Source organism: Cyclobacterium qasimii M12-11B (genome assembly GCF_000427295.1).
In the GTDB taxonomy this organism is placed as follows: Bacteria; Bacteroidota; Bacteroidia; order Cytophagales; family Cyclobacteriaceae; genus Cyclobacterium; species Cyclobacterium qasimii.
The window spans coordinates 96,734-123,030 of record NZ_ATNM01000114.1 but is presented as its reverse complement, the minus strand read 5'-3'; the positions used below and the strand labels follow the sequence as shown (position 1 = coordinate 123,030).

At 36.4% G+C, this 26,297-nt stretch carries 22 protein-coding genes, 1 pseudogene and 1 riboswitch; of the genes and pseudogenes, 15 read left to right on the top strand and 8 right to left on the bottom strand.

The annotated features are described in order from the left end of the window. From ADICYQ_RS13930 to ADICYQ_RS13900, 9 genes are all read left to right on the top strand, one after another. On the top strand, positions 1-410 hold a 410-nt coding region (locus tag ADICYQ_RS13930; protein ID WP_040416290.1), incomplete at its 5' end, for a tetratricopeptide repeat protein. A 5-nt stretch (positions 411-415) separates the two neighbouring features. After that, positions 416-811, top strand: coding sequence for a tetratricopeptide repeat protein (locus tag ADICYQ_RS13925; RefSeq protein ID WP_020890424.1), 396 nt, complete (start codon positions 416-418; stop codon positions 809-811). Between the two features lie 467 nt (positions 812-1,278). Further along, entirely contained in the window at positions 1,279-2,436 is a 1,158-nt protein-coding gene (locus ADICYQ_RS13920; RefSeq protein WP_020890423.1) for a glycosyltransferase family 4 protein, read from the top strand. 82 nt (positions 2,437-2,518) lie between these two features. Continuing rightward, positions 2,519-3,334 carry a polysaccharide biosynthesis/export family protein gene (locus tag ADICYQ_RS13915; protein WP_020890422.1) on the top strand — a complete coding sequence of 272 codons (816 nt, stop codon included), beginning with the start codon at positions 2,519-2,521 and terminating at the stop codon, positions 3,332-3,334. A gap of 2 nt (positions 3,335-3,336) precedes the next feature. Next, positions 3,337-4,644: a GumC domain-containing protein gene (locus ADICYQ_RS28680; protein ID WP_235114658.1), complete on the top strand. Its 1,308-nt coding sequence runs from the start codon at positions 3,337-3,339 to the stop codon at positions 4,642-4,644. Positions 4,645-4,670: 26 nt separating this feature from the next. Further along, a complete protein-coding gene (locus tag ADICYQ_RS28675) occupies positions 4,671-4,904 on the top strand; it encodes a GNVR domain-containing protein (RefSeq protein ID WP_020890420.1) in 234 nt (77 codons plus the stop codon). Between the two features lie 29 nt (positions 4,905-4,933). Further along, positions 4,934-5,782: a tyrosine-protein kinase family protein gene (locus ADICYQ_RS28670; RefSeq protein WP_235114656.1), complete on the top strand. Its 849-nt coding sequence runs from the start codon at positions 4,934-4,936 to the stop codon at positions 5,780-5,782. Positions 5,783-6,016: 234 nt separating this feature from the next. After that, the gene (gene rfbB / locus ADICYQ_RS13905) at positions 6,017-7,063 is read left to right on the top strand and encodes a dTDP-glucose 4,6-dehydratase (protein WP_020890418.1); all 1,047 of its coding nucleotides are present in this window, start codon (positions 6,017-6,019) and stop codon (positions 7,061-7,063) included. Between the two features lie 12 nt (positions 7,064-7,075). Next, positions 7,076-7,870, top strand: coding sequence for a thymidylate synthase (locus ADICYQ_RS13900; RefSeq protein WP_020890417.1), 795 nt, complete (start codon positions 7,076-7,078; stop codon positions 7,868-7,870). Between the two features lie 106 nt (positions 7,871-7,976). On the opposite strand, the gene ADICYQ_RS13895 is transcribed toward ADICYQ_RS13900, so the two are convergent. Then, complete coding sequence (locus ADICYQ_RS13895) at positions 7,977-8,774, bottom strand: aminotransferase class IV (protein WP_020890416.1); 798 nt, start codon at positions 8,772-8,774, stop codon at positions 7,977-7,979. Positions 8,775-9,013: 239 nt separating this feature from the next. Between ADICYQ_RS13895 and ADICYQ_RS13890 the strand changes: the two genes are divergently transcribed. Beyond that, positions 9,014-10,354, top strand: a complete 1,341-nt coding sequence (locus ADICYQ_RS13890) for a TolC family protein (RefSeq protein WP_020890415.1) — start codon at positions 9,014-9,016, stop codon at positions 10,352-10,354. Positions 10,355-10,366: 12 nt separating this feature from the next. Beyond that, positions 10,367-11,677, top strand: a complete 1,311-nt coding sequence (locus ADICYQ_RS13885) for an efflux RND transporter periplasmic adaptor subunit (protein ID WP_020890414.1) — start codon at positions 10,367-10,369, stop codon at positions 11,675-11,677. Positions 11,678-11,798: 121 nt separating this feature from the next. On the opposite strand, the gene ADICYQ_RS13880 is transcribed toward ADICYQ_RS13885, so the two are convergent. Both ADICYQ_RS13880 and ADICYQ_RS13875 read right to left on the bottom strand, forming a co-directional pair. Further along, positions 11,799-12,977: a trans-sulfuration enzyme family protein gene (locus tag ADICYQ_RS13880; protein WP_020890413.1), complete on the bottom strand. Its 1,179-nt coding sequence runs from the start codon at positions 12,975-12,977 to the stop codon at positions 11,799-11,801. Between the two features lie 116 nt (positions 12,978-13,093). Continuing rightward, a riboswitch (SAM riboswitch) is annotated at positions 13,094-13,198 on the bottom strand. Between the two features lie 359 nt (positions 13,199-13,557). Next, on the bottom strand, positions 13,558-14,208 hold the full coding sequence (locus ADICYQ_RS13875; RefSeq protein WP_040416288.1) for an SGNH/GDSL hydrolase family protein: 651 nt from the start codon (positions 14,206-14,208) through the stop codon (positions 13,558-13,560). A gap of 273 nt (positions 14,209-14,481) precedes the next feature. On the opposite strand from ADICYQ_RS13875, the pseudogene ADICYQ_RS13870 reads away from it, so the two are divergent. The 3 genes and pseudogenes from ADICYQ_RS13870 (at position 14,482) to ADICYQ_RS28665 (ending at position 17,204) form a co-directional block, all read left to right on the top strand. Continuing rightward, a pseudogene (locus tag ADICYQ_RS13870) lies at positions 14,482-15,593 on the top strand (DUF4407 domain-containing protein). A gap of 131 nt (positions 15,594-15,724) precedes the next feature. After that, positions 15,725-17,047 (top strand): sulfatase family protein, encoded by a 1,323-nt coding sequence (locus ADICYQ_RS13865; protein ID WP_235114655.1) that lies wholly within the window; start codon positions 15,725-15,727, stop codon positions 17,045-17,047. Further along, positions 17,016-17,204 (top strand): hypothetical protein, encoded by a 189-nt coding sequence (locus tag ADICYQ_RS28665; protein WP_235114653.1) that lies wholly within the window; start codon positions 17,016-17,018, stop codon positions 17,202-17,204. Before ADICYQ_RS13865 ends, ADICYQ_RS28665 begins: the two co-directional genes overlap by 32 nt. Positions 17,205-17,233: 29 nt before the next feature. On the opposite strand, the gene ADICYQ_RS13860 is transcribed toward ADICYQ_RS28665, so the two are convergent. The 4 genes from ADICYQ_RS13860 to ADICYQ_RS13845 all read right to left on the bottom strand — a co-directional run bounded on the left by ADICYQ_RS13860 (position 17,234) and on the right by ADICYQ_RS13845 (position 23,489). Further along, positions 17,234-18,853 carry a hypothetical protein gene (locus ADICYQ_RS13860; RefSeq protein WP_146947197.1) on the bottom strand — a complete coding sequence of 540 codons (1,620 nt, stop codon included), beginning with the start codon at positions 18,851-18,853 and terminating at the stop codon, positions 17,234-17,236. Between the two features lie 19 nt (positions 18,854-18,872). After that, positions 18,873-20,030: a DUF4249 domain-containing protein gene (locus ADICYQ_RS13855; RefSeq protein ID WP_020890406.1), complete on the bottom strand. Its 1,158-nt coding sequence runs from the start codon at positions 20,028-20,030 to the stop codon at positions 18,873-18,875. Continuing rightward, the gene (locus tag ADICYQ_RS13850) at positions 20,030-22,792 is read right to left on the bottom strand and encodes a TonB-dependent receptor (RefSeq protein ID WP_020890405.1); all 2,763 of its coding nucleotides are present in this window, start codon (positions 22,790-22,792) and stop codon (positions 20,030-20,032) included. The genes ADICYQ_RS13855 and ADICYQ_RS13850 overlap by 1 nt, the downstream gene beginning before the upstream one ends. Before the next feature lie 64 nt (positions 22,793-22,856). Next, entirely contained in the window at positions 22,857-23,489 is a 633-nt protein-coding gene (locus ADICYQ_RS13845) for a hypothetical protein (protein ID WP_020890404.1), read from the bottom strand. Between the two features lie 616 nt (positions 23,490-24,105). On the opposite strand from ADICYQ_RS13845, the gene ADICYQ_RS13840 reads away from it, so the two are divergent. Continuing rightward, positions 24,106-25,437 carry an FAD-dependent oxidoreductase gene (locus tag ADICYQ_RS13840; RefSeq protein ID WP_040416284.1) on the top strand — a complete coding sequence of 444 codons (1,332 nt, stop codon included), beginning with the start codon at positions 24,106-24,108 and terminating at the stop codon, positions 25,435-25,437. Here ADICYQ_RS13840 and ADICYQ_RS13835 read toward each other — a convergent pair. Then, a complete protein-coding gene (locus ADICYQ_RS13835; protein WP_040416282.1) occupies positions 25,426-26,280 on the bottom strand; it encodes an alpha/beta hydrolase in 855 nt (284 codons plus the stop codon). The genes ADICYQ_RS13840 and ADICYQ_RS13835 overlap by 12 nt on opposite strands. Between the last annotated feature and the right edge of the window lie 17 nt (positions 26,281-26,297).

Sequence of the window (26,297 nt, the reverse complement as noted above, 5' to 3'; positions counted from 1 at the left end):
TTTCCAGTATTTTTTTATTAATTCTTCCTTTAACAATTACATATTCCCAGTCTATCCAGGAAATAAGGAGCAAAGTTACTGAGTGTTTGGAAAATAAAGATTATGAATGTGCTGAAGTCTTTTTAAAAAAACTTATAAAGAAAGACAAAAAAGGAGATAAACTATCGACCTACTACTTAGATTTAGGTACTGTTCAAAGGAGAATTAACAAGAATGAAAAAGCCTTAAAGTCTTACGATAAAGCCATTGATTTAAATTCTGACACACCTAGTTATTTCACAAATAGAGCATCATTGAGATCGCAACAAGGTGATGTAAATGGGGCATTAAAGGATTATGAAATAGCCCTGACATTGGATCCGGAAAATGAAAACGCCTACACTAATAGATCTCAACTTTTTAAAAAATAGGTGATTTGGAAAAAGCTAAGGTGGATTTGGAAACTTACCTTGAAATTAATCCTGAGAGCTTTGCAGTTGCCTCTAATCTGGCTATTTTAAAGAAGCAAGAAGGTGGATTCCACGAAGCTTTGGAAGATTTTAATAGATTAATTAACCTTAACCCTAATGAAGCAATATTATATAATAATCGAGCAGATACTCATATGAAGCTTAGTAATTTTGGAAAGGCAATGGAAGACATAGAAAAGGCTATAGAACTTGATGCTGAAAATGCAATCGCCTATGCTACTAAGGGTGAAATCTACCTGAAATTGAATAAATCTATGGAAGCATGTTTTTACTTTAAGACAGCCATTAAAAAGGGGTTAGATCCCAAATTATTAGGTCTTTTATTGACAAATTGTGAATAAGCCTTAACAACTATTAAAATTCTTGATGTTTGGATATGACTTTCCTAAATACGGAGGTGATTTAAATAACTTGAATGTTCGATATTATGAATGAATTTTCCACCTTTGTATTTATTTTGTTAGACAAAGGGAATGGTTTATTTATTAGCTTCAAGTGAGGTATTCACTGCAGACTGTATTCAAAAAAAAAATAACGCTTTTTGAGCCCGAAACTTGTAATAGTTAATCCATCATTTATAGAGGGAAACAGTACAGGCTTTAAGAACCCTATTGAATAAACCGGATTAAATTTATTAGGAATGATTCATGTGGTCTTTTGAATGCATAAAAGAAATCATCATGAATTGCCACTTTTTAACAATTCCATTCGTTTCTAAAGTGAAAAAATAGCAGACCACTGCTTAGATTATTCTATTTTTCAACCGATTTAATAGGTATATTTGACCTTTTAATTAAATAATAGCTGAATGCCAAAGTTGATTAGGATCACTACTGTTCCCCTTTCTCTCAAATTATTATTAAAAAACCAAATGAGTTACATGTCAAATGCTGGCTTTGACGTGCTCATGGTAAGTGCTGAAGGAAAAGAATGGTATGATGTACTGAAAAACGAAAAAGGCATCAGGAAAGAGATAATACCTTTTACTAGAAAAATCACGCCATTTAAGGACATTTACTGTTTGTGGTTGCTATTCAAACTTTTTAAAAAGGAAAAGCCTGATATTGTGCATACACATACTCCGAAAGCTGGCTTACTTGGTATGATTGCAGCCCGATTGGCAGGCGTTCCAGTTAAGATTCATACCTTGGCTGGCCTCCCATTTATAGTAGAACAAGGAAATAAGGCTAAATTTTTATCTGATATAGAAAAAATAACCTATCGTTTTGCGGATGAAGTTTGGCCAAATTCCCATTCGCTAATGGAATATATTTTGAAAAAGAAGTTGGTTAACCCAAAGAAGGTAAGGGTAATAGGAGAAGGGTCATCTAATGGGGTTGATTTAGATGTATTTGATAGGAATAACCTTCAAGAAAATCACTTGGTAGCAGCTACCATGAGAATTGTGCCAGGAGACGATGATTTTTTGATGTTAACGGTGGGTAGGTTAGTAAAGGATAAGGGAATTGCGGACTTGGTAGAGGCCTTTATTCAATCTAAAATAGTCAACCGTTCAAAATTGATATTGTTGGGAGATTTTGAACAAGACCTAAATCCTCTTGATCCCAAAACGATTAACCAGATAAATGATCATCCTCGCATAGTGCATGTACCATGGACGGATCATGTAGCACATTACTTGGCCATCTCTGATGTACTTATCCACCCTTCTTATAGAGAAGGTTTCCCAAACGTATTGTTAGAGTCAGGAGCGATGAACTGCCCTATCATCTGTTCTGATATCCCAGGCAACACAGACCTTGTCAAACATAAAAAAACAGCCCTTGTTTTCCAAGTTGGTCTTGTATCTGCCTTGAAGGAAGCTATGGAGTTTGCGTTTGTGAGAAGAGCTGATATGCAAGGCTATGCTGACAACCTATACCAAAGAGTAATTAATAAGTTTGAAAGAAAATCCATGCATAAGGAGATTTTTAACGCATATAATCGCTTATTGGACTCGAAATAATTAACTTTAAATTAATTACCCTCTTTTTTTTCAATACATACATATTTAATTAATTTTGAAGGTGATTACAAATAATTTTTATATGAGAAGACTGGTATTACCGGTTTTAATTTTTGTTTTAGTTACTTCATGTATAAGTAATAAGCGAATAAATTACCTTCAAAATTTAAAAGGAAATGAGCCAATAGGACTTGATGAATTTATTCCCTTTGCAGAAGTGGATTATGAGTACATATTACAACCTCATGATATTATAGACGTGGATTTCGCCTCTCCCAATCAGGAATTACTCAGGGCTTTTGAATTTCAGGGAGCAAAGTCCTCAAGTGTTGGAAGAGGAGGGAATTCAGGAGGTAGTATGGATGTTTTTTATTTTTCAGGATATTCCCTAGATAAAAATGGGTACATTCAAATACCCAATCTAGCACCGCTCAAAATTTCTGGATTATCTGAAATTGAAGCCAGGGATAAAGTTCAGGAAGCTATAAACTATTATTTTAAGGATGAAGTACAAGTGAAACTTCGCATCGGTGGTATTAGATTTACTACAATGGGGGAGTTTAACAATGTTGGGCCTAAAATTCTTTTGAAAAACCGAGCTACAATTTTTGACGCCATTTCTATGGCAGGAGAGTCAAGTATTTTAGCGAGGAAGAACGAATTGTTTTTGATCAGACAATACGATGGTGGAACCAAAATCCATCAAATTAATCTCAATGATAGGAGGCTACTGGCATCGCCTTACTATTTTATTCAACCAAATGATATTCTATACCTACAACCTATGCAAATAAGGCAAATTGGTTCAGGAGAGAATTTAACCGCAAGCTTACAGTTGGGGATATCCATTATTACGGCAATGATGTTTGTTTACGGTATTACTTCAGGACTTTTTTAATTATGGAAAATCTAGATCTATCGAAGTTTGACGAACAAGAGAAGCCTATTGATATTAAATATTACCTCATCAAATATTTCAGGTATTGGCCTTTATATTTGATTTGTATTTTCATTGGCTTAGTTACAGTATTCCTTTTTCATCGATATACGATGGAGAAATTTGAGGTGAAAGGAAGTGTTATGATTAAAAGTAATGCTGCTCCTGAAGTTAGAATTCTGGACAGGTCTAATATTTTTTCAGGAGGGGAAAATCTCACAAATGACATATTACTTTTTTCTTCAAAAAACCTTACGTCCGAAGCACTGGCTAAGCTTCACTTTGATGTTAGTTATTTTGCATCAACAAATATCAAAGAAATTGAATTGTATAAAAATAGTCCTATAAAGGTAGCTGTTGATTGGGACTATCCACAAATTACCAATCGAAAAATAAGGATTAAAATCCTCTCTGATTCCACTTTTAGATTACTTCCAGGAGAAAATATGTTTCTTGATAACTTCTTCATGAGTTACAAATACGTGGAAGAGGACCGAGATATTTTCAATAAAAATTTGAAATTTGGAGAAGAGGTAATTGGTGAAGATGCCAAGTTTAAGATTTTTTTACAAAACAATTCTCGACAATACGACACTTATGAGTTTTTACTTCATACCCCATCCTCACTTATAGATCGTTATTCCAACGCTATTCAAGTAAAACCACTTATTAATTATGGGACTGTGCTGGAGATTAGTACAGTTACTAAAATTGAAGAAAAAGGAAGTGATTATATCAACGCATTAATGGATGCTTTTCTTGAGTACGACCTAAAAGAGAAAAATCTAATCTCTGAAAATGCTTTGAAATTTATTGAGGAACAACTCTACATTGTAGAGGATTCATTAAAGTCTGCTGAGGGAAGTTTGCAACGTTTTAAAGTTCAAAATAGAATGTTGGATGTAAACGCTGAATTTGGTGGAGTATTGGATAATATTCAGGTTTTGGAAGCAAATATCCAAGCCATAGATTTTGAATTGGCTTATTACAATACTTTAAAAAGTTACCTGGTCACTAAAACAGATTCATTTGAAGAGATCGTGGCCCCCTCCATTGTTGGAATTGGTGATGGCCTTTTTAATGACATGACAATGTCATTGGTAGAACTCTCTATGGAAAGGAGAAAGTTGCTATCAATAGTTAAGGATACTCACCCAGATGTAAAAGTTTTGGATCAGCAAATAGAAAGGTTGAAAGAAAATATTTTTGAGAATATTCAGAACCTCATTTCAAATACAGAAAGCAAAAAGAAAGAAAATCAGAAAAATTAAATTCATTTGACAAGCAGTTTTCCAACTTGCCTAAAGCAGAGTCTGATTATACCAACATCCTAAGAGAGTTTAAATTAAGGGAAAACCTATATACCTACTTACTTGAGAAAAGGGCAGAGGCTGGTATAGCGAAAGCATCCAATGTACCTGATAACAGTATCGTGGACTATGCTAAAAGAGGAACACTAATTTACCCTAAAAAAACACAAAATTACACTTATGCTATAGGCCTTGGTTTTTTCTTCCATTTGGCTTTTTAGTTTTATTTCATTACCTAAATAACAGGGTAATGGATCAAATTCAGCTAAAAAATCTATTGAGAATTCCTATGTTAGGAACCATTGGATATAGTGATAAAAACACCAATTTACTAGTAGCCGAACATCCCCGCTCACTTGCTTCTGAATCATTTCGATCTCTACGGTCTGCACTTTTTTACATTGCCAGTGAGAAGAAATGCAAGAAAATTTTGGTAACTTCCAGTATTTCAGGTGAAGGTAAAACCTATATAAGTTTGAACCTGGCTTCTGCGATGGCACTTAGTGGAAAAAAAACCTGTATTATCGGACTTGACCTTAGGAAACCTAAACTTGCGAAGTATTTAGGTGTTTCAAATAAAAAGGGACTTTCTACTTTTTTAGTAGATAAAGATTCTGCTGATGAGATAATACTTAAAACGCAATATGAAAATCTGTATGCGGTACCTTCAGGGGCAGTTCCTCCAAACCCAGCAGAATTATTGTTAAAAGATAAAATGGCTGAATTTTTGGAGCAGTTGGAGCAAGAGTTTGATATTATTATTATGGATTGCCCTCCAGTAGGGTTGGTATCAGAAACCATGGACTTATTACGTTTTTCTGATGTTAATCTTTATATAGTAAGGCATGATTTTACACATAAAAATCATTTATTAATGATCAATGATCTTTATTCAAATGATCAGGTGAGAAATTTTTATGCTGTTTTCAATGGTCTTAAAGGTGGAGGTGATACCTATGACTTCGGAGGCTATAATTATGGATATGGGTACAATTATTCCTATATGATGAAGAATAGCTATGGTGATGGTTACTATTCGGAAGAGAAGAAATTCAAAACAAGTTGGCTGGAAAAATTTCTATCAAAATTCAAGGCTTAGTTTTTGTAAGTCGCTTTTAAGTTCATGTTATGCAGTCATATTCATGTTGAAAGGGGCAGTTTTATTAATGGTTAAGCAGTTGAGGTTAAAGTGGTTTTCTTCTAACAAGAAAAACCTTTAAGACCTGAATTTTAGGTGATTTCATAGCGTTAAAAATTTGAAATCACCTATTTTAGGCTATACTTTTAAACTTTTATATTTTTATAAACTTATTTTATTTTAAAATTTTAGATTATGGAAAAATCAATATTGATCACTGGAGGAGCTGGTTTTATAGGTTCTCATGTCGTCAGACTTTTTGTTAAAAAATATCCAAATTACAGGATCGTGAATTTAGATTGTCTAACCTATGCAGGTAATTTGGAGAATTTAAAAGACATTGAAGGGTCGAAAAACTATGCCTTCGCAAAAGTTGATATTAACGATGAAGATCTTTTAAAAGAGGTTTTTAATGATTACCAGATAACAGATGTCATCCATTTGGCCGCTGAGTCTCATGTTGACAGATCAATCACTGATCCATTGGCATTTGTGAAAACGAACGTTATGGGAACGGTTAATCTTTTGAATACGGCCAAAAACCATTGGAAAGACCTAGACAACCATCTCTTTTATCATGTTTCTACGGATGAGGTTTATGGATCTCTTGATGACGGTGGGTTTTTTCTAGAGACTACTCCTTATGATCCACAATCCCCCTATTCTTCTTCTAAGGCAGCCTCAGATCATTTTGTAAGAGCCTATGCCAATACATATGGTTTGAAAACTGTGATTTCAAATTGCTCAAACAATTATGGACCTAATCAATTCCCTGAAAAATTAATTCCGCTTTGTATTCACAATATCAAGCAAAATAAACCCTTACCAGTCTATGGCAAAGGTGATAATATTAGGGATTGGCTATTTGTGTTAGACCACGCCATAGCTATTGACTTGGTTTTTCATAAAGGAAAAACGGGAGAAACATACAATATTGGTGGGTTCAACGAATGGAAAAACATTGACATCGTAAAGTTGCTATGTGAAATCATGGACCGAAAACTTGGTAGGGATAAAGGAGCATCAGAACAATTAATTACCTTTGTGAAAGACCGAGCAGGACATGACCAACGGTACGCCATTGACGCAGATAAAATCAACAAAGAACTGGGCTGGAAACCAAGCCTAACCTTTGAAGTAGGGATTGAGAAAACTGTAGATTGGTACCTGGAAAACGAAGGATGGTTAGACGGAGTAACTTCTGGTGATTATCAAAAATATTACCAACAGCATTACAGTTAAACGGAATACAATATGCAACAATACCATCAGTTATTACAACATATATTGGACCATGGTATCAAAAAAGGAGATCGAACAGGTACTGGCACTTTGAGTGTATTTGGGTATCAAATGCGGTATGATTTGTCTGAAGGTTTTCCTTTGGTCACCACGAAAAAATGTCATACCCGTTCGATTTTCCATGAATTGCTTTGGTTCTTAGCTGGTGATACCAATATCAAATACCTCAAGGATAACAAAGTGTCCATTTGGGATGAGTGGGCAAATGAAAAAGGCGACCTGGGCCCCGTTTATGGTTATCAATGGAGGCATTGGCCAGACGGAAAAGGAGGAGAGATTGACCAGATAAAAAATCTAATCAATCAAATAAAGAAAAATCCCAATTCTAGACGACTTCTTGTTAGCGCTTGGAATGTTGCAGATGTGGATCAAATGGCTTTGCCTCCTTGCCATTTAATGTTCCAGTTTTATGTAGCTGATGGTAAATTGTCTTGTCAGTTATACCAGCGCAGTGCAGATGTATTTCTAGGGGTACCCTTTAATATTGCCTCCTATGCCTTGTTTTTAGCCATGGTAGCGCAGGTGTGTGATCTGGAGCCCGGTGAATTTATTCATACCTTAGGAGATGCCCACCTATACAATAACCATTTGGATCAAGCCAGGCTACAACTTACCAGAGAATGTAAGCCTTTACCTCAGCTAAAGTTAAATCCGGAGATAAAAGACATCTTTTCATTCAAGTATGAAGACATCCAATTGTTAAAATATGACCCTCATCCACGAATCAAGGCTGAGGTTTCAGTGTAATTCATTTAATGAATAAAGCTTGCAAACTTAACTTTTGAAGTGGGGGCATTCCAATTCAAAAGTTTGAATGCATAAAACTGATCTTATATTTATCGTGGAATAAAAATTAAATTTCAAAAAGGGAAAGGAGTGTGGGTTCAGGTCTGGTATCGAAAGTTTTACCATCGATATTGAGCAAATAACTTATCCCTGTAACATTGCTTACAAACACTTGATCTGCATCCATTAAATCCTTTGCTTTAAATATTCCAACTTCACAATTGAAACCCTTGTTTTTAAGTTGGTCCAGGATTTGCTTTCGGGCAATTCCTGCAATGCAATTTGTTTGGAGGGAGGGGGTAAAATAATTGTTGTTTTTAACCCAAAAGATATTAGAACTGCCTCCTTCTGAAATGTTTCCCTTGTCGTCTAAGAGGATTACATCATCCATCCCTTGTTGTTTTCGCTCAATATTGGCCAAAACATACGTTAGGGCATTTAAGGTTTTTGTTCCGGCCCATGGTGAGGCATTTACTTGAATGCTGTTGCTTATATAGGCTTTGTTTTTAAGCCCGGGAGAAGGCTGAAAATCAGTTACGATCAAATGTTCACAATGATCGTTTTCCATAGGACTATATTTCCCAATTCCTGATCTAAAGATGTTCCATCGCACACGCAAGGTAGCGTTCTTGCCGTAGGTGATGTTAAGCAATTCTTTGACTTTAAGAAGGTCTGGGATGGACTCAATTCGTAATTTTTTAAGCCCCATGATTGCCCTCGCCTGATGATCTTCGTGAAATCTAAAGTGACCATTGGTGAACACCATGGTTTCAAATAAGCCGTCTCCAAAAAGAAGAGCTCTATTTATTGGTAATTCTCTAACTTCACTAAAGCCGTCCGTTTTATTCTTAAAAAACTGTCTCATTTTTGTACAGTAATATGTTCATTATCGAACATTTTTAGTTTTAACTTATTTCATTAAAGTTAAAACTAATTAAATATTGTCATTCATAGCTGGTTTTTAGATAGAAAGGTTCATTTTTGAAACTAAATGACTAACTAGCACTTGGTTTGCTTATTTTAAGCAGGTTTATTTAAGTTTCGGGATTTTAAGATGGATAAAATAAGCTTATCAACCGGAAAAATGATAAAATTTCACAGTTCATGAAAAAGCAAGTTTTACTGATAATGCTATTAATTCCCGGGCTATTTCCGGTTGCATTTGCTCAGGATAATTCAGGTAAATTAACTTTAGAACAAAGTGTGGAAATTGCCTTGGATAACAATCTAAACCTAAAAAGATCTGAATTGAATCTGATTGGTTCAGAGGCTAACTTATTGGAATCAAAAGGGCAGATGTTACCCTCTTTTTCTATGGGTGTTAGTTCTGGATTCCGTTGGGGGAGATCTATCAATCCAGTTACCAATGATTTTGAATCCAGAAGAATTGGTAATGTAAATATTTCTGGCAATTCAAGCTTACCTATATATTCTGGAGGTAGGGTTCGCAATAGTATACAACAATCTAAATTGAATGTAGAAGTTAACAGGCTTAATGTCGAAACTAGCAAGAATGACATTACTTTGAACACCATTAATCTCTTTATTAATGTTGCCTTTTCTATGGAGCAATTGAATATCGCTAAATCCCAATTGAAAACCAGTATTGATCAATTAAAGCGAACAACAAGCCTGGTGATGGCTGGAGCATTGCCTAAAGCGGATCAATTGGATTTGGAAGCTCAAAAAGCGACTAACGAATTAGAAGTAATCAATTCTGAAAACAATCTACGAATAGCGAAGTTGAATTTGTCTCAGGCCCTCCAATTGCCTTTTAATGATTCATTTGGCATTATTGTGCCTGATGTAGGTGTTGAAGGTTTAGAAATTGGGAGTGTAGGTGTAGGAGAGGTTTATGGTATCGCAGAAACAAGATTACCTCAGATTAAGGCAGCTGAATTGGCAGTAAAAAGTGCTGAATATGGAGTTAAAATTGCCCAAGGTGGCTATGCTCCGAGCTTAAGCCTTAGTGCCAATGTGTTTTCAAATTATGTTGATCAAAGTACGTTTATGACTCCTGATCCACTATTACAACAATTTGAAAACAACCTTTCTCAGTCAGCCAATATAGGATTAAGTATTCCTGTTTTTTCCAATTTTCGAAACAAAGCCAGTGTTCAACGGGCTCGTGTACAGAAACGATTAAGTGAAATTCAGGAAATGGAAGCGAGGAATCTTTTGAGACAAGATATAGAATCTGCTTATACCTCAGCTTACGCCGCCGAACAGTCTTACAGAAGTTCACTGATAAGGGTAGAAGCACTTGGAGAGTCCTTCAGGATGTCTCAGCAACGCTTCGAAGTGGGAGCAATCAATGCAGTTGATTTTCAGGTTGCACAAAATAATTTGTTCAATGCGGAAGCAGATTTGGTTACGGCAAAGTACCAATTTGTTTTTAGCGTTAAAGTACTGGATTTTTATTTAGGGAATCCACTTACACTATAATAGATCAGAAAAATGGCCAAGAAAAAGTCAAACAAATTAATTTACATTTTACTGGGAATAGTTGCCCTCTTGGTTGTAGGGTTGGTTGTAGGAAGGCAAGCCGGATGGGTAGGAGGAGAGAAGCCTTTAGAAGTCCAGATTGGTAAAGTCGGGAAAAAAGACATCGTAGAAAAGGTAAGTGCTTCGGGTGTAGTTCAGCCCGAAACCGAGGTTAAAATGAGCCCGGATGTTGCCGGAGAAATCATCGAATTAAATGTAAATGAAGGTGATTCAGTAAAAATTGGTGATTTGTTGGTCAAAATAAGGCCTGATAATTTCATCTCGGCCCTTGACAGAGCACAAGCCAATTTAAACCAGCAATTGGCGAATTTAGCCCAATCAAGAGCAAGTTTAAAACGTGCTGAAGCACAATTCAACCGGTCAAAATTGGATTATGATAGAAACCTATCTTTATATGAAGACAAGGTCATTTCTGATGCGGATTTCGAACAGATTAATGCTGATTTTCTTACTGGTGAAAACGACCTTGAAGCAGCCAAACAATCCGTTATTGCCTCAGAGTTTATAGTGAAAAGTGCAAAAGCTTCTGTAGATGAAGCCGCAGAAAACCTAAGGTTGACTAATGTTTACTCGCCTACGGATGGAATTGTGTCCAATCTTCTTGTGGAGCAAGGAGAACGAGTAGTTGGAACAGCTCAAATGGCCGGAACAGAAATGTTGCGGATTGCCGATTTGTCAAAAATGGAGATAAGGGTAAATGTTAATGAGAATGACATCGTTAGAATAAGCATGAGCGATACAACTCTGATTGAAGTGGACTCCTATTCTTCTACTGGTAAAAAATTTACCGGAGTTGTTACTGCCATTGCCAATTCAGCCAACGAAAAAGTTAGCACCGATGCTGTTACAGAGTTTGAAGTACGTATCCGAATCATTAATGATTCCTATAAAGATCTAGTAACCAAAGAAAATCCATTTCCTTTTCGCCCAGGAATGACTGCCAGCGTGGAAATAATCACAGATAAGAAGGTAAACGTTTTGGCGATTCCACTTGCCGCTGTTACTGTCCGAGCGAGCCAGGTGATTGAGTCTGGTGATGGAAAAGGGAACATGAAAGAGTTGGTGTTTTTGAAAAAAGAAGACAAGGCGGTAGTGCAGGAAGTAAAAACAGGTATATCTGATTTTGAGAATATCGAAATCCTGGAGGGTTTAGAAGAAGGACAAGAAGTGATAACGGGACCTTATTTTGTGGTAAGTACGCAACTTGAAAATGACAAGGAGGTAAATATTGCAGAACCAGAAGATTCTGATAATAAGAAATGATTTATATTAACCCGAAGTAAGCAATAGGAGGGCTATTGCTTACTTCGGGTCTAAGTTTTGAAGTTTTGTGCTTCAAAAAAAAAGGGTTACATAATTCAAGATAGAATTATGTAACCCTTTTTTAGTTTTTGGATTTCTCTAATGCTCTTTCTATATCAAGAATAATGTCGTCCACATGTTCCAGACCTACAGATAGCCTTACTAAACCGTTTAAAATGCCCACTTTCTCTCTTTCCTCTTGGGTAAGTTTACTGTGTGTGGTGGAAGCGGGATGGGTAACAATGCTACGGGTATCACCAAGGTTTGCAGTGACAGAGATCATCTGTAATTGATCAATGAAATTTTTAGCTCTAGGCAACCCCCCTTTCAACGTTAAAGTAATAATTCCACCACCATGCTTCATTTGTTTTTTCGCAAGGTCAAATTGTGGATGGGAGGCTAAAAATGGATATTTTACTACTTCCACTTCTTTGTTTCCCTCAAAATACTGCGCGATTTTAAGTGCACTTTCACAATGCCTGTCCATTCTAACAGCCAAAGTTTCCATGCTCTTGGCTAATATCCATGCATTAAATGGGGACAATGATGGACCAGTATGACGCATAAAAAACTGAACTTCGTCAATGAGTTCTTTTTTTCCTAGAATAAGTCCTCCAAGAACCCTTCCTTGCCCGTCAATAAATTTAGTAGCACTGTGGGTGACTATATGTGCTCCCCATTTTGCAGGCTGCTGCAGGTAAGGAGTGGCAAAGCAATTGTCTACCACCAACACGAGGTTATGTGCATTGGCAAATTTTGCAATGTATTCCAAATCAATAATTTCCAAACCCGGGTTAGAAGGGGTTTCGATAAACAACATTTTAGTATTTGGTTGTACCAATTGTTCCCACTGACCAATGTCTGATATGTCTCCATAGGTATGTGATATTCCCCATTTTGGGAATATACGAGTAAGCAGCTGGTGGGTTGATCCAAACAATGACCTGGAGGCAAGTATATGGTCTCCCTGCCTTAATAATGAAGCCATGCTACCAAACATTGCGGCCATTCCAGAAGCAGTTGTAACGCCGCTTTCAGTGCCTTCTGCAGCACATACCTTTTCTATCAGATCACTTGTGTTTGGGTTGGCATACCTGGAATAGATGTTTCCTTCAATTTCATCAGCAAACATTTGCCTGGCTTGTTCGGCAGAATCAAAGACGAAACTGGAGCTCAGGTAAATAGGTGCGGAATGTTCTCTCTGGTTTGAGGAAGATGCAGCTATTCTTACTGCCTGTGTTTCAAAATTTTTATAATCCATAAAAGAAATTTTTCTTATCGTAGACACATGAATATAAACCATTCAGCGAAGTCGCACAATGGTGAAAATAAACGAGAAAGATAAAGAAGGAGAATGTAAGTGCTGTCATATTTTCTAATTTATCGTTCCCTATTTATTGGGCAGGTATTGGCACCTTTCCTTGGTTCGGAAGGTTGCCAGAGGTTCACAGAGCCTGATCTCTCGCCTCTTCTTTATAAATCAGTTTCCTGAAATTTAATGCAAATTAACTAATGACAGGTCTCTTTTCCAAATCTCAATAGTATTTTATATTGGATTTGGATTTTTTTAATAGGGATACGGGCTACGGTATGGACGAAGGCGTCACCATTCTGTTTTATTCGATGGCTTAGTAAAGAAGGAGTTTAGGGAACAAGCTCACTAAAATTCTAATAAAATATTTAGCCCGAAACAGGTAGTTATTTACCTATTTCGGGCTAAATATAAAGAATCATTGTATTTAGGCAATAGTAGAAATGTTATTGTTCCTATTGACTATTCAATTCTGGAAAGTCAATTTAATGAATGTAATTTCACTCTTGTCTTTGTACCGGAAAGTGGTTTACAAAAACTTTTTGATGGTTTTGGCCCAAATGTCATAACCTTTTGCATTCATATGGAGGTTGTCTTCAAGAAAGATGTCCTTCATAGGTTCTTTGTCCTTGTTAAGCATAGGTTTCCATAAATCGGCATATTTCAGGTATTTTTTACCCTTGGTAGATTTTTTCAGACTTTTATTCAATTCAAGATACTTATCTGCCAATTCCCATCTGGATACACTAGGTTTTGGGCTAATGAGTATAATTTCTGTTTCTGGAAGTGCCTGGTGAATTTTGCTTACGATTAGGTCATAATTGGCCAAAATTTCTTCTGTAGCTTTTCCTCCTGAGATGTCATTGTCACCTTCATAAATAAACACTTTTGAAGGCTTATAGTCTATTACTAGTTTATCTAAGTGAAAAAGTAAATCAGCAGACTGTGAGCCACCAAATCCAGCATTTATCACCTTATGCTCTGGAAAATCCTCCTGAAGTGTTTTCCACATTCGAATGGTTGAACTACCAGTGAAAACAATGCTGTTTAAATAGCTCTGGGTGGGATAATCTTTATTAATCTGCGCTACTTGGCTATTATATCTTGCAGGATCTTGTGCAAAAACGGACAAACATATAAAAAGTAAAAGAGCTGTTAAAACGAAATTATTTTTTTTCATAATTTTAAATGGGTTTTGGAATCTAAACTACTTTAATTATGTGAATTTTAAAATATTTTGACTGTATCATTAACGGACAATTAAACCGGACATTTTTTTGTTTTGTGCTTTTAATACGTGTTTTATTACCACTAGCAGAAAAGAAAATTGTTTAAAAATTAAATTCTAACCAAAACAACTTTTTTAAATCATTGATAATCAATTGTATATAATATTTATCTTAAATACCGTTCTAAAACTGAATTAAAGGAAATATTTGGCAGCGTCCTTGAAATGTGTTTGGTTAAAAATCTAAAGCAGTACCAGCCTTATATGAATAAATTAGAACGCTTTCTCGTATTTTGTTCAGGTGCATACCTGCCCTTGGTAAAACGTTGCCCTGGTTCCATTCATCAATTTATCGGGATTGGTGGAACAGTTTTGTTTACCGCTGTCTTTGCTGGATTGTCTGTAGGTTATGCCTTATTCACCATTTTTGAATCCATTTACACCATTTTGGCTGTTGGAATTGTATGGATGTTAATGATTTTTAATTTAGATAGGTACATCGTTTCAACCCTTAAAAAAGAGAGAAATTTCTATCGGAATTAAAGCAAGCCCTCCCTAGACTTATTTTAGCTGTTTTAATAGCCTTGGTAATCGCTAAACCATTGGAGTTGAAAATTTTTGAAAAAGAAATCAATAGGGAATTAGATAGGCAACGGTTGGCAACCATCAGTGAAAGTAAAGATGAAATAAAAGCAGGTTATCCTGAACTACTCAAGTTGGAAGAGGAAATTCAAGGGTTAAAGGCTGAGATCAATGGCAAAGAAGCTTTTAGAAATGAAAAACAAGTAGAGTATGACAATGAGCGGTTTGGAGTGAAAACTGGAGAAACTACCGGAAGAGCAGGCATTGGGATCAATGCAGAAAAAAAAGAGGCGCAACTTGACCTGGCACAAAAAGACTTGGAATACACCCAAAGCTTAAACCGTGAAAAAATTCAAGATAGAGTACAGAAAATCAATCTACTCAACGAAAAAATGACGGCTGAACTGGATTATCAAATGGTATCAGTGGCGGCAAATAATGGGCTGGCGGCAAGAATTCAAGCATTGGATGCACTTACCAATGCAAACACTGCTGTTTATTGGGCCAATCTCCTAATCATGGCATTGTTCATTATGATTGAAATGGCCCCTATTTTGGTAAAACTTTTAGCGAAAAGAGGTCCTTACGATCATTTATTGGATTTGTATGAAGCTGGAATAGTTTTATCAGCGGATGAACTTTGGTACAAAAAGAAAAGCGAAAGTGAATTGAGAAAAGAGGTGTTTGATGAAATTCAACCAGAAAGAAGAGTTGCACGAAGAAATTTTGATTTGGGCTTATTCCATAAAAAATGAGCTTAGTCTTTTTAGGTCAAGGGATTTTAGAGGGGGATTTAAATTTAGTTTCTCCATTCTTTATTTTTTTTAGTCAAGGGGATTGAATTTTATGTAATTTTCACCAACTTAACTTGACCCAAATTTCACAAATGATGAATTTTTATAAAACATTGATTCTTTGCAGTATTCTTTTACTTGGCTTTTCATGTAAAGAGCAAGCAAAAGAAGAAGGTAAGATTGAAAAGGCCACTGTCCCACCAAATGTTGTTTTTATTTTGGCAGATCAGTGGAGAGCACAATCAATAGGTTATTTAGGGAATGAGGATGTCATTACCCCAAACCTGGACAGCCTTTCGAAGCAGAGTGCTGTATTTCACAATGCTGTAACGGTAATGGCGGTGTGTGCTCCTTGGAGAGGGAGCTTTATTTCTGGCCAATATCCATTGACACATGGGGTTTTTTACAATGACAAACCTTTCCCTACTGAGGCTACAACCATTGCGAAAATATATAAAAAGGCAGGTTACCAAACGGGCTATATTGGTAAATGGCACTTAAATGGGCATGAGCGAGGAGAGGAGCATTTTAGTGCAAGAAACAAACCTGTACCAAAAGAAAGGAGACAAGGTTTTGATTATTGGAAAGTGAGGGAAGTTACTCATAATTATAATGACTCTTTTTATTTTGATGAGGAGAATCAAAAGCAGTTTTGGGAAGGGTATGATGCATTTTCTCAAACAGATAGTGCCATTAGTTATATTAACAAAAATAAAGACAACCCTTTCCTATTGGTATTGTCTTGGGGACCGCCTCATGATCCCTATCATACTGCACCAGAAGAATATAAGCAGATGTATGATGCTTCAAAATTACACGTAAGGCCTAATGTTCCTGAAGATTTTAAAGATAGTGCAAGAAATGTCATGGCCAATTATTATGCACATTGTACAGCTTTGGACTATTCGGTAGGTAGATTATTAGCTGCAATTGAAGAGGCAGGAGTTGCGGACAATACAATTTTTGTCTTCACCTCTGAGCATGGGGACATGCTAATGTCAAAAGGCGTTTTAAAGAAACAACGACCTTGGGATGAATCCATAAAAGTACCTTTGCTAATTAGGTATCCTGATAAATTGGGTAAAACTCCACATCAGATATACGACCCTATCAATACCCCTGACCTTTTGCCCACTTTATTAGGCTTAAGTGACCTGGAAATACCACATTCAATAGAAGGAACAGATTTTTCAAAAGCCCTTATAGATGGGGATGAGTTAGGCAATGAAGCTGCCCTGATCATGCTTCCTGTGCCTTTTCATGAATGGCAATTTATGAATGGAGGAAGGGAATTCAGAGGTGTTAGGACAAAGAAATACACCTATGTTAAAGATTTACTTGGCCCATGGTTATTGTATGACAACGAACAGGATCCTTATCAAAATGCACAACCTGGTAGATATGCCTCAGTTTAGCCAATTAAAGAATCATCTGGATGGCATTTTAGCTGCAAAACTCAAGGCCACTAACGATGAATTTCTTCCTGCAGACGATTACATGGAGAAATGGAATTATCTGTACGATAGAAAGGATAGCTTAAGAAAGGAAAACTACCTTGAACTTAACAGGTAAAAATAAGGTGTTCTGCAGCCTAGAATCGACTATTTCATATCTATGGAATATTGGGAAGTTTTCAAATTATTGTTAAGACCATCCCTGTATTGAATCCTCAGCAAATATTTTCCTTTTAAGCGAGAGGGCTTGAAAGAAAAGTTGAGGTTACCATTTTCATCCGTTTCTTTGTTCGTCTGCCAGGTCAAAGTAGTCCTGAAATCAGGGAAATGATTGTTGTTACCATACTCCAAAGAAGAATGGTATTGAAAAGGTTTTTGAATGCCATTGTAAGTGATAAACAGGGCGTTTTTAGGCAAATCAAAACCACCAAAATCATTTTTAAATGAGGTGAGGTTGACCATTCCCGTAAACTGCTGATCATTGATATAGAAATACCGGTTGATAATATCCATGCTTTCAATGCCTTTTGGATTGAAATTAGCAAAAGCCTCACTATCAAATACCGGCATTCCATCGATGACTAGTAAAGGGCTTTCTTTGAACACTAAGTTGTAAGGGATATTGAAATTTTTAAATATGGTTTTACGATTTTGACTTCGGACCACTACCATGGGGACATATTCCCGTATAGTGGTGGCCATATCTACAAATCGATTATAATCACTTAATGCGTAACTATAATCTGTGATGTATTGGAATGGCAAAGGCGCTTTTGGAATTTCTAATGGCCCAACATAGTATTGATGGCTTGCCCTGGCTAAGATCTTTTCCTTGATAAATTCTTCGTCATTTTGACTAAGATTTAAAACAGGTAATTGAAAATTTTCATCAGGGACCTTGTCCCAAAAAGGAGAGGTAAGAATAAAATTCACCTGTTGCCCTGTTTGTGCAGTTTGGATGATGGCGTAATCATAATAGGAGAAATTACCTGTTTCAAAATAAAGCTCTCCCTTCTCATTGGGTTTATCAATAAACATATGGGATTGACTGCCATGAAGCGTAAGAAAGAATACTTCAGTAGTGTCGATTACATTGTCCAGTAATTTTCCTTTTATAATATGTCCAAATAGTTCGGGAACCAACGTGGGGTTTGGATCCGTCTCTACAGGATACATCTGAGTGTGATTTAAAGCCGTTTTGACATTGTCAAAAGGCGTTGTTTTATTAATTACCACCGATATATCAGTTGCATTAGCCATTGGAATAGCCACTTCCAATAAGCTGTCTTTTGTATTCATATATTTGGCCTCCAGTGACATTGCAGTACTACCTTCTCCCAAAGTTAATGACAGTGTAATAATAGGAGGGACTTTTGGGTTAATAATAGAAACCAGGGATTGAAATACCCCTTTTTCCCCTGAAGTATAAGGGCTAATCCTTGTGTAGACTCTTAAAAGATAGTGATCTGAAGGCAAATCGGATGGAAGCATCAAATAGGAATTGACTTCACCTTTTACTAGTTCCGCGAGATCCTTTACAACTGAAATCCCATTTCTATCTAATAACTCCATATATATGACTTTAGAAGGACTTGGTTGTCCATCCGTTGTTACAGTCACGTTCATCCATAAATATTCCTCCGTTAGGGATACGGGGTTAACTACTTGTACTATTACTTCTTCTTTTGGCAGTTGCACACTATTTTGCGCGCTTACTGGGTAATTCCCCAGAAACCATAGACATAAAGTAAATATAGTTAAGGTCACGTTATTAAGTTTTAGCTGCTTACTCATCCTTCCAATATTCAGGTTTTTGAAGAACTCCACCTCTGAGTCTACAATCTGTACATGCCTCTGTTGAATAAAAGAATCCTTCACAGGGTAAATTTTCACAAAATTCATACAAAGGTGTAAAATTCAACAAACCAAAGATTTCTTCATAGTCTACAGTTGCAGCAGTATCGATTACACAACCAAAATAATCATTTATCGATGTTCGCCAAGGGACGACTTCATTTGTATTGATATATAAGATTCTTTCATTGGATTTTCCGGCAGAAATATAGCCAATGACTGGTTCGTCTGGATCTGCTACCGCATGGATATTACTCGAAACAGCAGAAGGCAATGGGCTGAAAATATCACCAATGTCATCCGAATTCCTTCTAATACCCTCCCAGAAAATATATGCTTCTCTATCTATAGCATACTGCCGTGCTTTTATACGATATCGGATACCTAGTTTTTCAGAAAGACTGTCGATTGTTAACAATTCTTTTTGAAATATTCTATTGTTTTCAAATCGAGAAGAAGCCTCTAAAATCACCCTTCTGGATTGATCAAAATTATAACATCTGTTTGTCAATTGATCTAATGGAATGGCAACCATTTCTTTTGTAACCTTGTCATAATTAAAGAATGAGGTATTTGGCGTCCGGTACAACCAGGTTTCTTCGTATTGCCATAAAAAATATTCTGCCTCATCATTTCCAGTTGTGTTACTGTAAACTTGCACATCTCCGTCCTCTTTGGTAAAGGAAATATCAAAGTCTGGGCTTTCAATAGGCTTTATTTTATCTGAAACATAGCTTTGGCCATTACTTAAATCTATTGTAAGGGTATATGTTTCATTTTCAGGGAGAAAAGCATCGGTTGCATAAGCCCCCAAATTATCCGTGTCCAATTCCCAACTCTCACCGTTCTCTGCAAAAATGGTAATGTTTGCTCCAGGCACTGGGAAATCCGAGGTATCTGTATAAAGTGAGGAAGCCAAACTAAGTTTGATATTGGTGGTTCTGCCACCCACTTCTATAAACCCTTCCACCACCAAAATCTGCTCGTTAAGATCATTTAGCTCTGGAGAAAATGGTTCTCGACAACCAAAGAAAAGTAAAAGAGCACCTAGAATTACAGGAAGGTGTATTTTTTTAATTACAGCATCCATTAAAATTTGAAGTTATAGGTGATAAAAGGAATAGGTCTTGCAAAAATAGATAGTTTATAACCCTGAATTGTACCATTTTCTGGCGAAAAGTACACAGAATAAGGATTGGCTCTACCGAGTAAATTGTATACACCTAATGACCAGGAGGCATGGGCAAGCTTCTTGACTTTATGATTTCCTTCAATATTGAAAGAGAGATCAACTCTAAAGTAATCTGGTATGCGGTAGTCATTTCGGTCAGAATAGAAAACCCTTTCCGATCCATTGTAATAGAACTTAGCTATTGGAAGGGTTATTGGTCTTCCAGTACTGTAATTGGCATTGACGGATGTATTAATTCGCTTGGTGAATTCAAAATTCCCTGCCAGCATGATGTCATGAGGTTGATCGAAATTACTTGGGTATAATTTACCTCTGTTAACTTTTTCCCCCAATTCATCAGGATTAGTCATTAATAAGGACCGCGAATAAGTATAACTTACCCATCCATTTAATTTCCCCTCGGTTTTCTTCGCCATCAACTCAACACCATAGGCCTTACCCTGTGTATTGAGTACATCTTGTTCAATATTGTCATTCAAAATTAAAGATGCACCGCTTCTGAAGTCCACCAAATTCTTCATTTTTCTATAATAAACTTCTATGGAAGTTTCTATTATATTTGATTGGTAATTTTTAAAGAACCCAATGGCCCATTGTTGTCCCATTTGGGGTGCTAAATGTGGATCGCTTAACTTCCAGGTATCAGTAGGGGCGATGGCCGAAGTATTTGTGAGCATGTGTAAGTGCTGTCTCATGCTGTTGTATCCAGCCTTTATGGAAGTGAAGTTATCCAAAGCATAGCGCGCAGAGAATCTAACTTCCGGACCTTGATAGGTATTTATAAGGTCTCCTGATGCATAGGTTGTTTCACCTGTTTTAGTATCCTCTGTTTTTATGGAATTTGCAGGGTATTCATTGACTGTGTTTGGGCCCAGGTAATTATAAATCACATACCTTAACCCATAACTGAACATTAGTTTTGGATTAAATTCATAATCATCTCCTAGAAAAAAGGATGTTTCCAGGGCATTTTCACGCGTTACACGTTCATTTAAGAGGATGGATTCACTTCCTTGGGGTACTTGTTTACCAGGATTGAGGTTGTAATAAATAGCATTCATCCCAAAATTCAATTGGTGTTTGTCATTTAAATCATAGGTGAAATGATTTTTCCAACTGCTCTGGTCCATTCCAAATCCAAAAGTAAAGGCATTTAAAGGATCTTGTTGGCTCTGAATGTCAAAAGTATATTGATCATGTCCCAGATGGAATTTACCTTCAAGTCGATCACTGAAATAGTGAGTCCAGGTTGCACTTATGTTCCGGTTTTGGTAATTAAAAACGGTGTCTTTATCAAAACGAAAAGAATCCTTACTCCAATAGGTAGAAATGGTTACTTCATTGTTTTCGTTGATTTGATGCTTCATGTTGAGATTCAAATCATGGAAAGATGCCCTGCTATCCCGGAATTCCGAATCTTCATCCAAAAATCCGAATAACCAGTTAGAATAGGTGCTTCTTCCCCCCACAGCAAAAGTGGTTTTGTCAGAGATCGGGCCTTCTAAGTACAGCCGGCTAGTCATAAGGCCTATACCTCCTCCTCCTTTGATTTCTTCTGTGGAGCCGTACTTACTCTTGATGTCCAATACTGAGGATAATCTGCCGCCAAACTGAACTGGAACACCAGCTTTGTACAAATCTACACTTTCAACCATGTCAGGATTAAAGGCAGAAAATAGTCCAAAAAGATGTGTAGGATTATAAATAGTAGCCCCATTAAACAAGATCAAGTTTTGGTCTGCTGCACCACCTCTTACATTAAAGCCAGCACTGGCTTCCCCTACAGTTTTTACCCCAGGTAGGGTCAATATGGCCCGGAGAACATCCACTTCTCCCAATACCGCAGGTAATTTTTTTAAGGATTGGACAGTGATGGACGCCAGCCCCATTTCAGGGCGCTCAATATTGGCCGATTTTTCTGAGGTTACTGTAACTTCAGTAAGCGAAATAATGTTATCGTCCATTTCCACATTTAATTGGCCGTCACCTAGAAGATTTACCTGTCTTTGTTCCTGATAAGCACCAAAGTTTTGGAAAATCAATGTATGTCGACCTTTGGGGAGCGTAATTGAATAATTACCAAATTCGTCTGATATGGATTTTGCGTTTTGTCCTGTAGTATATATCAAAGCACCTATTATGGGTTCTTCAGACTCTGCACTGATTATTTTCCCCTCCAGAATAGCGTCTGTTTCTCTTGGTGAGGCACTACGGTTTCCTATTTCCCAAAGCCTGTTTTTGGCGAAAGTTCTATCTTCCGTTTCCTGTTGACTGTTTGCGAGCAAGTTTAAATCTTTTTCTTCTTTTTGCACTGCAAAGAAGTTAGCTGGGAGCCGCATGTCTAAAGCTGATCCTTTACTAATGAAAATCCTCTTTTCATTATCGATAGCATAAAAGAGTCCTGTGGAAGTAAATACTTCATCAAGAATGTCTTCGATTGGACTTTCGTAGGCATTGATGTTTATAGTTAGTGTGTCTACATCAGCAGGTTTGAAGAATAATTTATAATCAGATTTGCTCTCAATCATTCGGGCAAATTGATTAAAGGAAAGGCCAGCAAAAATCCCTGAAATACGGTCCTGATTCGGTGTTTGAGCAACAGATAGCTGCACGACCACTATAAAAAGTAAGCTACTTAGCCGTAATAATTTCTTAATCATGGTTGGACATTATTAGACATACTTACCAAAGTTTGCAAATAGGCTTCTTTGTTTTTCTTATACCTTAAACCAGCTCTTTTAAGTTCTTGTTTGGCTTGTTTTTGGAAATCCCCAAGGTTTCAAAAAGGTTTCTTTTTCCCAGAATAGGGACCAATTCACCATCTAATTCGAAAAAATACCTCACTACTTCATCATAGCTTCTTTTAAGCTCTATAGTAGAAGACTCTTGTTTTTTTTGTTTCCTGTGTTTTGCATATAAGCCTGTTTTTCCTGTTACAATTTCTCGATAAAAACCATTGGCATGAAATAGAAATCCATCAGGTTGCTCTCTTTTAACAAATGTGGAACCATCAATTAATTTAAACCTATCAATTTTTTGATGATTTAGAATCATCCTTTGGTTAAAAACAGATGAAAACGAAATAATCCAGTCTTCCCATATATCATATTGAAGTGGTACATTCTCAAAGTAGAAATCACCTATGGTTAAGCTGCCAAAATCGATTTTAGCAGACAAATAAAATGGATGTCCTTCTAATGATCTGTTTTCTTCAATATAATGGGTACCGGTGTTAATTTCCGGATAAAACTGTAGTACCTCTTTATACTTATCAGCATACTGTTTTGAAAAAGGCTCTTGAGCCTTCGCTTGTAAGGCGGCTGTCAAAACAATTGCTACAAATAAAACTTTGAGCATATCAGAAGAAACTAAAAGGCTTTTAATTGTGAACTAAATTATCTGAAATATATAACATTTAATTTATGAATAAACAAGTGTTATAGGTAATACTGAAAAAAACCTGCTCAAACCCGAACTAAGCAATAATTTAATCATAAGATGCTTCAATTTATGAGGATGTGATTCATGAAATGGTAACCCTTTCTGAGTGCCTATCAGGACATGTATTACAAATATAGTTGAATAATTTTATCCAAACATTTAGTGAGTTAAATCTACCTTATGGGTTTTTTACGTAACTGAACAGACTAACATTTCTTGTTCTCGGGATCCGATCAGATGTGGGAGTTAATTCAATTGTTGTTTTTATTTTAATAAGGATACAGCGAAATAATGAGTGTTTATTTAGAGGTATACTTTACGAACTAACAGACTCGAAAGGAGTACCTGTATATAATATTAGGCTTTGCTTTCAGGGATAGTTTCAATTTCAAATTGAAAGCTAGATTATAGAAACTTATTGCTGAATGGTTGGAATAACGTAACTGAAAGCCCTAAAGCTTAAAATCTGGCTTGATTGTTGGCTTGATATGTTATCTTAAATAGTAGCTATTTTTTAATTAAGACATTAAAATTGATAAATTCAGTACTCAAAAAGAGCAAAGAAAAGTCACCACAACTTGTTGTAGTTGGGCTAGGTTTATCGGGGATTGATTTTCTTCTTGGCTGGCAAGAACGTTTCAAGGACTTGGATATTACCATTTTCAATATGTCAGGAACTACACCCTTTTTATTTGAGGCTTTGTTTCTAATAAAGAATAAAAAGTTGTCTCCAATTTCTGGTGAGGAGTCCCATTATCAGATGGAAAATTTCACATTTACATTTAATTTCTCCAAGATCCTTTCGATAGATCAGGAAAAGAATGTGCTTTACCATAGCGACGGAGAGTTTTACTACGACTATTTGTTGATTGTTAGTGAATTTGATTTGAATGTTAAATTAAAATGTGGTGATGATTTTGCAAAATCAACATTTTTCAATAAATCCTATGGTTCAGATTATCAGTGTTTTAATAATAATAAAGTAGTCATAGAAGGGCATGGAATGGCCACCATGGCCATGGCATTGAAGTATTTGGATTATGGTTTTTCACCTTCAATTGTCTGTAAGAATTCCAGGTTGGCTATAGGCGAAATACCTACAGAGGAGACTTGGTTATTGAGTAAATATTTTAAAAATAACGGCATTGATTTAAATTTTGAAACCAAGATTATAAAACCTTTTACCAAAGATACAAACCAACTGATTAGGGTGAAAATCACCAATGGGAAGGAAGTTTTGGCCGGAAAGGTGGTTGTTGTAGATGATGAAACGCCATGTCCGTCTTTATTGAATCTGAAGAAATTCAATAAAGACGCAATTTTGAAGACCAATAAAGGGCATTGTGTTTTGGGTTATTCCAATGTGTATGCAGTGGGTGATAAAATCAAAATTGCGACAGAGGAGGAAGTGGAGGATTCTTCTTATTTAAATGGCTTGAATAAGCTAAGAATTGATCATAATCCTAAATATTTTTCTTCTAAACAATATGTTTTTAAGGACCTTTCTTGGCAAACCTATGGGGAAATTTCCCCCGAATGGGGCATTGATACCCAAAATTTTTACTGGGAACACCCAGTAGGTGATATTTCATTTAGACTGCACTATAGAAAAGAAGATTTTTCAATTAAAGGAATCGCATGCCTGGGGCTTAATTTTAACAAAGGTTTTATGGCAAATGCACTCCAGTCCAATTGTAAAGCGCATGATTTTATTGATAGCATTGATGAGGGATTGGAGCAAAATCTTTATTCCTCTGAAGTTTGTTCATTGATTAAGAAGTCCTTTGGAGTAGAGTTTAAAAAAGTGATTAAAACCTATCGCACCTCATTATTAAAGAGAATTCTCAGGAAGTTATTTTCTTAAGTGCTCATTGAAAAATAGAAAGTGGTAAGGAAGTGAATTGGTCCAATATCCCCAGTTATGTGCACCTGGCCTTTCAATATAATCATGTGCAACCCCAGCTTCAAGAAGGAGCTGATGCATCTGTCGGTTAGTCCCCAATAAGAAGTCTTCTGTACCACAATCAATGATCATTTTGACATCATTCTCTTTCATTTTTTCGATGAAGCCTACAGCAGTATAAGGACTGAAAGGTGCATCGTAGTTGATTTCTCCCAGCATTTCTTTTTGCTGCTTTTTTCTTAAATCTTTCCTTTTTTCATCAATATCCCATCCCCTGGTGTCAATATTCATAACACCGCTCATGCTGCCTGCAGCAAAAAATAAATCGGGATGTTTTGCACTAAGTGTAATGGCTCCATGACCACCCATCGATAATCCTGTAATAGCCCGTCCACCCTTGCTCGCAATGGTTCTGTATTTCTCGTCAATTTCTTTTATAAGGTCCATGGTAATATAGGACTCGTAGCGGACCGAGTCCATTATTGGGCTGTCATAATAATAGCTATATGGAGCCACTTCCGGAGTCACGATCACCATTTCATAGGTGTTGGCCAAGTCAGGTAGAAGGGAAGGTTTTTTAACACTTTTATGCCAATTGCTATAATTCCCACCGGCACCATGAAGTAGGTATACTACCGGATAATCCGCATTGGTTTTATAATAGGAGTCCGGAAAAGTGATGGCATAGCTCACTTCTCTATTCAAGCTTTTGCTATAGTGCTTTACAGTGTCAACCTGTGCAAACGTGCTATTAACAAATGCTAATAGGAGGGCAATAAAAATATTTATTCTTATAGATGACATGGGATACGTTCGATTAA